Raw genomic sequence first — 10,273 nt, 5'->3', positions numbered from 1 at the left:
AAAAAGAAAGTTCCAAAACCCGAACGGCAAAAAGACAAACCTCATGTCTCCACTGCTCGATTGCTGAGTGAATCGAAATCTAAAAAAGATAAAAAAGCACCTTGAAAGGGCTGGGGCGATCGTCCTGTACAGCAATCTGAAAGCCTGCCAAACGCGCAACGATCGCTAGTTTTTCGCCTACATGCCCCGCTCCCACAATTAGTAACAGAGGAGGTGGTTGAATGGTTTCGACAAAAGCTTCTGGTAATGGAGTACAGGAACCGTCTAATGAGGCATTCTGTACATAAGGCAATTGGTTTTGGGCAAGGGGTGTGACCAGGGTGATGGATTGCCCTGCCTGGAGTTTCGTTAGAATTTGGTGAGTTCGGGCGATCGCGTCTTCTCCCTGCCACCGCTCTAACCACACCCACATCATTCCGCCACAGATGCCCTGGGTTTCTCGATAAGGCGCTCCGGACAAATCGATCTCAACCGATTGTTTTTCACCTGTTTCTAAAACGATCAGCGCGTGGCGAATTACTTTCGCTTCCCCGGCTCCACCCCCAATAGTGCTGAACGTTTCCCCACCCGCATAAACGATCATTTTTGCACCGACTTCCCGTGGCACAGAGCCAGTTACATGAGTCACTGTAGCCAGCACAACGGCTCCCTGGTGCAGAGATTTCGCGAGTTGATGATAAAAATCCACTGAGGACATTACAGGCTGGCGATCGGGTTGGCCATCGCATCTAGAGCATGTTCTGATGTCGCGCGTACGGTTTCGATCGCCATCAAAATAGCTTCCGGGGTTGCGGGTAAAGCCAGTTGAACATGAGAGGACGTACCAAAAGCGGCGATCGCGGCCCGAATAGCCTCCCGCACCGACATTGCCAGCATAAAGGGAGGTTCACCAACCGCTTTGCTGCCGTAGATCACACCATCTTGGGCTGCCCGTTCTAAAAGCTGCACATTAAAGTGTTCAGGAATTTCGCTAATGGTTGGAATCTTGTAGGTACTGGGGGCAAATGTTCGCAATCGCCCCTGCTCATCCCATACCAACTCCTCCATCGTTAGCCATCCCATGCCCTGCACAAAGCCCCCTTCAACCTGACCACGATCTACCGATGGATTCAGAGACTCACCCACATCATGCACAATATCAACCTGTCGTAGCTTAAAGGTGCCTGTAAAACCATCAATCTCAACTTCACTGACGGCAGCGCCATAGGCAAAGTAATAGAAGGGGTGCCCTTTGCCAGCCGCAGCATCCCAATAAATTGTGGGAGTACGGTAATAGCCTGTGGCAGAAAGGCTGATGCGATCGTGATATGCCTTTTTGACCACAGCTTCAAATGACACTCTTAAATCAGGCTGAGTGACATCATAAATCCAGTTATTTTCAAAAATAAGCGCTGCATCCGGATCTAAATTCAGCATTTCAGCCGCAACCGGCATCAATCGTGACTTGATCGTATCACAGGCATCTTTGACAGCTTGCCCATTCAAGTCAGACCCACTAGAAGCGGCTGTTGCAGAGGTATTGGGAACTTTATCAGTACTGGTAGGCATCATGCGAAATCGCTCGACACTAACCCCCAAAGCCTGAGATGCCACTTGCAACATTTTGGTATGGAGCCCCTGCCCCATTTCCGTACCACCGTGGTTAAGTTGGATACTCCCGTCCATATAGACAAGCAACAACGCACCAGCCTGGTTGTATTCCACCTTATTGAAGGAGATGCCAAATTTAACTGGGGTAATGGCTAAACCACGTTTTTTGTATGGATTCGCCTGGTTGTACTGGGCGATCGCCACCTGCCGCTCAACCATATTCGAGATGGTCTTAGCTTCATTCCACACCCGTCCAATGCGATTGTCAGTGATTTCCTGACCATAATGCGTAGTGCTTGTTTCTCCCTGACCGTGGTAGAAGTTGCATTCACGAACGAATTCCGGAGGAAGTTTAAGAGCTCGTGCAACCCGATCCACAATGTCTTCAATGACAATCATGCCTTGAGGCCCACCAAAGCCGCGATAAGCGGTATTCGAGACCTTGTTCGTCTTGACGATATGCCCGCGCACTTCCAGATGGGGGATGTAATAGGCATTATCGACATGCAACATAGCCCGCAATAAAACGGGTGGAGAAAGATCTAAACTCCAACCACCATCAGCATAAAGGTCGACATCTAACGCAACGATTTTTCCATCTCGGTTCACCCCTACTCGATATTGGCCGAGGAAGCCGTGCCGTTTTCCTGTCAAAATCATGTCGTGATGACGGCTTAGTTTGACCCGTACCGGACGACCTGTTTTGTGAGCCGCGATCGCTGCTGCCGCCGCATAGGGATTTGCCTGCGTTTCTTTGCCTCCAAACCCGCCCCCCATTCTGAGACAGGTGACAACAACCTGATTAGACGCAATCCCTAAAACTCGAGCAACAATAACCTGAGTTTCAGTTGGATGCTGGGTAGACGCATACACCTGGTAGTGTCCTTCTCCATCAGGAATGACCCAACTGGTTTGCGTCTCCAGGTAAAAATGATCCTGTCCGTTCATTTCTACCTCGCCCTCTAGCCACAGGTCAGCGGTGGCTGACGTTGCCCCTAAACCCCGACGAACGACTTGAGGGGCCGTATGAAATGATTGGTGAGCGATCGCCTCCTTAACCGTCAAAACAGGCTCGAGCGGTTCGTACTCAACGACTACCTTTGCTGCTGCGTTACGGGCTGCATCCTCGGTTTCTCCCACCATCCAAACAACCACCTGCCCCCAATAGCTCACAACATCGGTCGGCAGTAGCACCTCATCATGGGCAATGGCTCCTGTATCATTCTCACCTGGAATATCATCTGCCGTTAATACCGTGACGAACCCCTCGACATCGTAGGCCGCAGAAACATCTATGCGCGTAATACGCGCATGGGCATGGGACGACAGGACTGGATACAGCGATAACATCCCCATGGGAGGACGCTGCTCATCGGTATAAACAGCTTTACCCGTAACATGCCCTTCTGCGCTCTCATGACGTTTGTGCTGACCGACGATCTGCATTGCTGCCATCTCCTTAAATCTGATTTATTGCACTTCGACAAAAAACTTTTCAAACAAATTTGCGATCAGGAGCTTGCAGTATGCTGCACTTCCCCGCAGATCGGTGAGCGGGGTAAAGGTGTCTTTTAAGGCAGCTTTTGCCGCCTGCACTGTAGCCGCATTCCAGGTTTGACCCAGCAGCATTTCTTCAACGGCGATCGCTCGTACAGGCGTTGCCGCTACGCCTCCATAAGCCAAGCGTGCAGAAACGATCTGGTTGTTGCCATCCAAATCAATGGTAAAAGCGGCAGCCACAATGCTGATGTCATCGGTTCCCCGTTTGCCAATTTTATAGGATTGACTGAGGCGACGAGTGGCACCTGGAGCGATCGTCTTAGGAATCCTAACGGAAACGATCACCTCACCCGCTTGTAAATCTGTCATGCGATAACCTTTGAAAAATTCGGCCAGTGCGATCGTCCGTTGACCAGAAGCACTGCCAATTCTTAGCTGAGCATCTAACGACAGAAGAACCGGGGGTAAATCCCCAATGGGAGAAGCCGTACCAATATTGCCCCCCAGGGTTGCACGATTCTTGACTTGACGGGCTGCGAACCAGTGCAGCATTTCATCGAGGCTGGGAAAGATGCCATGCAGCCGATTTTCAATTTGGCTGAGGGGAACAGCAGCTCCAATCTCAAGCACATCAGCTGTCTCGTGGATTTCGTGAAGTTCTGCGATCGCCTCCAATGAAATTAAAACAGGAAAGGATTGCCGATGATGGCTCATCTCCAAGCCTAAATCAGTGCCACCTGCAATTAGGGTTGCAGTTGGGTGTTGTTGTAACAGACTGAACACATCTTCTAGCTCAGTTGGGCGGTAAAACTCTTGATCATTCGTGATGTAACTGAGGGGGGTCAGGCTTACTGAATGTTGCAGTTTCTCTGTAAAGTGATCGCATGGTGTTGGGTTTGCCATCAACTGTGCAGCACGACGAATCGGGACATACCCTGTACAACGGCAAAGGTTACCTTCCACAGCGGCATCATCGACCACACCGTTGTAGTAGGCAGCAAACATACTCATGACGAACCCTGGCGTACAGTACCCACATTGGGAACCGCCAGTCTCCACCATGGCTAGCTGAACTGGATGTAGCTGCCCGTTGCTAATCCCTTCGACAGTAATCACCTCTCGCCCGGCTAATGAACCCAGCGGAATTAAACAACTATTCACCGCCTGGTAAATAGGTTGACCATCCAGGTCTCCCCCAACAAGCACAACAGTACAGGCACCACAATCTCCATCTCCGCACCCCTCCTTCGTTCCTGTCCTACCACTTTCCTGTAGATAGTGCAGTAGTGTTTGAGTCGGAGAAACCTGTTTCAGATGAATCTGCTGACCATTAATCGTTAGTATCAATTGTTCGGCTAGCTCTTGGGTTGTCATCTCTCCCTTTCTTACTGTGAGTCACAGTCATTCAAAATCCATATCTGTTAAAGATGTACTGATCAGTATACTTCTCCCAGGATGTAGAAATTTTAGGCTTCAGCTTTAAAGTTTTTATGTGGATAACAATCATTTCATAGCATCAGGAAAGTATCCGAAAATACAGCACTGTTTTTTGTATGCTTCGCGCAGGAAAACAATCTTTAAATAGAATTGGGGCGTTTAGTATTCGTCAATCTATTCAGAATTGTTGATATAAACCCTTTGAGGAGATAGGGCATTGCACGACAAATTGCATAGTGTTGTCAGAACTTTTTGCGGTAATTGTTCCGCCCATGTGCTCTACTAATTTCTTAACCAGAGCCAGTCCCAAACCAGTGCCCCCATGTTTCCAGGGATCATTGTTGGGAATGCGGTAAAACTTATCAAAAATACGCAAAAGCTCTTCAGGAGCTATTTCTGTGCCCATATTTTCAATTTGTAAAAAGAACTGATCAGCCTGGGCAAATGCCCGCACAAAAATCGCTTCTCCCGGTGGCGTGTACTTGCAGGCGTTATTGAGTAATTCCGTCACAATACGGCTTAAGCTGGGTAGGTCAACCTCTAAACCAGGGAAATTGGGTGCAATAGTCAGCTTCAAGGTTTGCTGTTGCTCCTGAGCTCGAATTTCAAAGGTTTCGATCATGTGAGGGAGCCAATCTTGTAAGCTGATAGGTGTAGGATCAAGGGCATACACCCCAGCTTCAATGTGTTGTAAGCTCAGCAAATCTTCAATCAGGGTTAATTCCCGCTCAGCCTCATCCTGCAAAACCTTGAGATACTGCGCAGCTTTGTTATTCTGAGCCTCTGGAGACACCATTTTTTGAACAAACGATTCCCCTTGATGAGTAATCGACATAAGCAATCGTGCAATCATGCGGATGCTGGCAATGGGGGTGCGTAGCTCATGGGAAATCGTACTTAGAAAATCATCTTTTAGTTGATTGAGGCGCTGTTGTTCCTGCAACTGAGTCTGAACGGCCTCATAGAGTTGAGCTTGGCGCAAGGCGATCGCACACTGATTCGCCACCTGCTCTACCAGATGCATCTCCATCTCGCTATAGCTAGCCGCCGCAGGTTTGAACACCCACAGGTCGCCCATCATGTCCGACTCTGACTGCCCATCAACAATAGGGCACACCAGAATGGCCGAATGCTTGCGAATAGAACCTGACTCAAGCTGGCAAAACGCAAAGCTATGGCCCTGATGCAATTGTGCATAAAGCTCAGAGGCATCCTGAATTTGGGTTTGCTGGCCCTGGGTAGCTTCAACACCCGGTTGAACATACTGGTAGGAAATGGTCGAGGTACGATGATCTGGGCTATGGAGGGCAGCATCACAGGCCGTTGCATCCAGGGCGATCGCCAACTCTTCCACCACGCTCTGTAGAATCTGCTGGGAGTCCAGAGAGTCCCGCACCTTATCAGAAATGCGTTTGAGCATGGCTTGAAATGAGAGTGCCTGCCGCAATTCCGCTGTGCGCGCTGACACCTCCTGCTCCAGATTGAGGTTGAAGGATTGGATTTCCTGATAAAGTTCGGCCTGTTGAATGGCGATCGCAATCTGCCCTGCCAGTTGAGAGAGTAGGCTCACCTCGGAGCTCAACCATGCCCGTGGACTTCCGCACTGGTGAATAATCAGCAATCCCCATAGCACTCCATTGAGTAAAATAGGCACTACCAACTTGGCCTGAACGGCCCACTGATCAATAAATTCCACCAGGCACGGCGTTATATCAGCATAGCCATTATGAACATCGTTGATAATGCAAATTCTGCCGTGTTCGTACAGTTCATAATAGGCTGAGGGGAAGACTTCCTCTGGAAATACCATGCCTAGAATGCTGGGAAAGCCAGATAAAACGGACTCTGCAACCACCTTTCCCGTTCCGTTGGGAAATAATTGATAAATTAATACACGATCTGCCCTCAATAAATGTTGAATGGCAGAGACCGTTGTATCAAAAACATTTTTTTTGTCTAACGACTCGCGAATGCGTTGGATGATCGTACCCATCACCCTTTCTTGCTCAGCCTGAAATTGCAAAATCTCACCTGCCTCTTGAAGGCGTTGATTCTGGTTACGAAGTTGTTGCTGCTGCTGCTGAATAGTGAGCTGATGACCAATACGAATAAGTACTTCTTCCGCTTGAAACGGTTTTGTTATATAGTCTACTGCACCTGCTGTAAAGGCTTTGACTTTATCATTGACATCATTGAGCGCACTCAAAAAAATGACAGGAATATGGCAGGTTTCAGGATTAGCTTTCAAGATAGAACATACTTCATACCCATCCATCTCTGGCATACGAATGTCTAACAGAATCAAATCGGGAAGGCTGACCTGTACCGCATCCAATGCCACTTGACCACTGATAGCTTGCCGCACTGTATAGCGCTCATCCCGCAAAATTGCCGAGAGTGTTCGCAGGTTGTCAGGCTGATCATCCACAATTAAGATGCTAAATTTTAGTTTCATTTTTAGGTCAGCCGTGGTCAGCATGGGTGCTCCTGGGTCATAGAGGAGGGTTGAAAGGCTATGGGAGAATGAACGATCATTCATCCTTTAACAAGATGGAATCTGTAGCTTTCAGCTGAGCTACCCATTGAACGATACGATGAAACTCAAAATCTTGCGCCAGTTGCCGTAACCCGATCGCCAGAGATAAATGCTCTGGAGAAATTTGCAATAGGAGTTGTAAAACCGCTTCCTGATCACAGGCTCGGGATGCTTGATGCAAATCCACCATCCAGGAAGGAGGCATCAAAAGCAGAGCATCCGGTGTTAATATTTGATTGAGGGGTAGCGCTGGCTCGGGGAAAGAGCCTGCATCCTCGGCATAAACATAGCTTAGTCCCAAATACTTCGCCATCTTTTCGCATAAGGTTTGCTCCTGAAAGGGTTTACTGATGTAGTCGTCACACCCCGCCGCCAGGGCCAGGTCACGATCGCCCTGGGATGCGTGGGCCGTTAGAGCAATGATGACCGACCGCATACTTTCTGAGGACGCATCCTGATGGGCTCGTTCCTGTTCCCGAATCCACTGAGCCGCTTCATAGCCGTTGAGAATGGGCATGCGGATATCCATCCAGGTTAGATGCGGGTGCCATGTTTGCCAGAGGGCGATCGCCTCCTGACCATCACAGGCTTCTCGCACTTCCAGGCCAATTTTTGTTAACAGTTTGACCAGCAGTAAGCGATTCTCAGAATGGTCATCCACTACAAGGATGCGATAGTTAGGTTGATTTGGTGCCAGACAAACCACTCGCCGATTCCATACCTCGGGTTGGTTATTGGTGCCCATTACCCGTTGAACGGGTAGGGTAAAACGGAAGGTACTACCCTGGCCAGGATGACTCACCAGGGTAATATCACCTCCCAATAAACGCGCTAATTTACGACTGATCGCCAGCCCCAGGCCCGTCCCTTCTGTGTTGCCTTGCCCTGCATCGGCCTGCACAAAGGCTTCAAAGACCGCCTCGCGCTCTGTGCTAGCGATACCATTGCCGGTATCTTCCACTTCAAAGCTCAGGGTCAGAGCTGAGGGGTAGCCCTCCTCTGGGATGACCTGCACCCGTAGCGCGATCGCTCCCCATTTCGTGAACTTGATAGCATTACCCAACAGATTGATCAGAATCTGGCGGAGTTTGCTGGGGTCGGTGGTGACATACTGCGGTAATGAAGGATTAATATCAAAGCAGAATTCGAGGTCTTTGGCGATCGCCCGCTGCTGAAACATATTGCGAAGGGAATGTAACAGGGCAACGAGATCAATATTGCACAGGTCTACGGTTGAGTGCCCTGCTTCAATCTTTGAGAGATCCAATACATCATTAATTAAATTCAACAGATGATCACCACTACGTTGGATGATTTGTAAGTTCTCTCGGTGTTCAGAATTGAGAGAAAGATCATGGTTCATCACCTGGGCAAAACCAAGAATGACATTCAATGGGGTACGTAGTTCATGGCTCATATTTGCCAAAAAAATACTTTTCGCTTGATTAGCCACCTCGGCTGCTTCTTTGGCCTGTTGCAGTTTTAATTCATCCTGTTTGCGACCACTAATATCTTGACCAATACCAATGCAAAAACCATTTGAAAGGGCAACATTTGCCCAGGAGGTATAAAGAGTTTGGTCAGTTGCTGTGCGAGTCAGACAATCTTTCCATTGACCGTTTGCCGACAGCATGTGATCCAGCACCTCCTGACGGTAGGTCGGGTCAGGGTAGCAATGGGTAAACACGTCCAGGTTCTGCCAATCTTCGAGCGACCATCCCAGTACTCGTTCAAGCTCAGGATTGATGGATATGAGCTGTCCTTTTGGTTCAAACATCGCCACCATAATAGGGATGTGATCAAAAATTGTTTGTAAAATCTCTTTTTGATGTTTAAGTTCAATTTCTGCTCGCTTGCGGTCAGTAATGTTGCGTACCATAATGAGCACTTCATCTTGTTGCATGGGAACGATACGCACCTCTTCGTAGTGCACTTGCCCATCAATTACAAGTTGCTGTTCGTAGATCTGGATAGCTTGTTGCTGTACAGCTTTGTAGGCATAGCGCATGCGCAGATCAGCAATATCAGAGGGCAAAAGATCCTGAGCCTTTGCACCAATACGCGACAGATCAGGATTAATAACTTTGAATTCACGACTCGCAACGAAGTCCAAATAGCGACCATCCAGGCGCATGCGTATCAGTAAATCAGGAATGGCTTCAATGATGGCCTGCTTTGTTGTTTCGCTCTGCCGTAGAGCATCCTCGATCTGAAGCTGACGGGTAATATCAACGGCTACCCCTCCAACCAGTGTCTGCCCGGATGCATCGGGAACTGGAAACTTATAAACGAGGAACTCCCCTAACGTTCCGTCCAAACGTGGAGCTGCTTCGATAGCCTCGACTACTTCCTGGGTATGAGATACAGTCTGAATATTAGCCCATAGAGGCTGGGCGATCTCAGGGCCAAATAGCTCAAAAATCGTTTTACCCACGGGAGCCTCGTGAAAGACCCGAAAAATGCGGTAATAAGTTTCATTCAAGTACATCACCACGCCATCTGCATCGGTAATCCAGGCAGGGGCAGGGCTGTGATTCATAAATGCCTGAAAGCGAGCCTCACTCTGCCGCAGGGCTGCTTCTACTCGCTGACGTTCAGCTTCAGTACGCTTGCGATCGCCAATATCCCGGCAAATGCAAAAATGCATCATTTCGCCATCAATCTCTGTACGACTGTAGCTAATTTCAACATCATAGAGCGTGCCATCCTTGCGACGATGGCATGTTTCAAATAGCGGTGTTATCTCATTACAGGTGCGAATCTCATGAAGCTCTTGCTGGGTCCATTGGGCATCCCAATCCACTACATTCAACTGGAGTGTTTCCTCCAAGGTGTAGCCAATCATCTCCGCAAAGCTAGTACTGGCCTGTACCACATCTCCATTCTGGTTCATCACTACGATGCCATCCATGGATGTACTAAACAGTATCTTGCTACGTAGCAATTCCTCTTGCAAAGCTATCTCTGCCCGCTTTCGCTCAGTAATATCAAGAACGGTACCGAAAAGCTTATCAATCTTTCTCTGGTCGTTGTAACGGGCTTTAGCACGGGTATCGACATAGCCAATGGTGCCGTCTGCCTTGATGACTCGCAACTCTATAGAACCCATTTGACATCTTTACAATCTCAAATTAAGGTACTGAAATCCCTTGAACCAAGGTACCATGCCATATTCCAGCAGCCTCACTGATGAAGAATGGAACATCCTCG

General features: G+C 48.7%; 5 protein-coding genes. All 5 read right to left on the bottom strand.

All coding sequences use genetic code 11. The features are described 5' to 3' along the window. Window positions 1-79: 79 nt before the first annotated feature. Window positions 80-697, bottom strand: a complete 618-nt coding sequence (locus tag H6F91_RS26685; protein ID WP_190774994.1) for an XdhC family protein — start codon at window positions 695-697, stop codon at window positions 80-82. Then, entirely contained in the window at window positions 697-3,036 is a 2,340-nt protein-coding gene (gene xdhB, locus H6F91_RS26680; protein WP_190774998.1) for a xanthine dehydrogenase molybdopterin binding subunit, read from the bottom strand. The genes H6F91_RS26685 and xdhB overlap by 1 nt, the downstream gene beginning before the upstream one ends. Window positions 3,037-3,060: 24 nt before the next feature. Beyond that, on the bottom strand, window positions 3,061-4,464 hold the full coding sequence (xdhA, locus tag H6F91_RS26675; RefSeq protein ID WP_190774993.1) for a xanthine dehydrogenase small subunit: 1,404 nt from the start codon (window positions 4,462-4,464) through the stop codon (window positions 3,061-3,063). A 241-nt stretch (window positions 4,465-4,705) separates the two neighbouring features. Beyond that, complete coding sequence (locus H6F91_RS26670) at window positions 4,706-7,066, bottom strand: response regulator (RefSeq protein WP_190774992.1); 2,361 nt, start codon at window positions 7,064-7,066, stop codon at window positions 4,706-4,708. Then, window positions 7,059-10,172: a PAS domain S-box protein gene (locus H6F91_RS26665; RefSeq protein ID WP_190789574.1), complete on the bottom strand. Its 3,114-nt coding sequence runs from the start codon at window positions 10,170-10,172 to the stop codon at window positions 7,059-7,061. Before H6F91_RS26665 ends, H6F91_RS26670 begins: the two co-directional genes overlap by 8 nt. Window positions 10,173-10,273: the final 101 nt, after the last annotated feature.

Source organism: Leptolyngbya sp. FACHB-8 (genome assembly GCF_014695575.1).
In the GTDB taxonomy this organism is placed as follows: domain Bacteria; phylum Cyanobacteriota; class Cyanobacteriia; order Elainellales; family Elainellaceae; genus Vacuolonema.
This window is presented reverse-complemented; position numbering and strand designations above follow the sequence as displayed.

Bases quoted from the DNA above. Each gene is read 5' to 3' on its own strand.
- H6F91_RS26670 (WP_190774992.1), bottom strand. From the start codon at position 7,066: ATGAATGATCGTTCATTCTCCCATAGCCTTTCAACCCTCCTCTATGAC.
- xdhB (WP_190774998.1), bottom strand. From the start codon at position 3,036: ATGCAGATCGTCGGTCAGCACAAACGTCATGAGAGCGCAGAAGGGCAT.
- H6F91_RS26685 (WP_190774994.1), bottom strand. From the start codon at position 697: ATGTCCTCAGTGGATTTTTATCATCAACTCGCGAAATCTCTGCACCAG.
- H6F91_RS26665 (WP_190789574.1), bottom strand. From the start codon at position 10,172: ATGGGTTCTATAGAGTTGCGAGTCATCAAGGCAGACGGCACCATTGGC.
- xdhA (WP_190774993.1), bottom strand. From the start codon at position 4,464: ATGACAACCCAAGAGCTAGCCGAACAATTGATACTAACGATTAATGGT.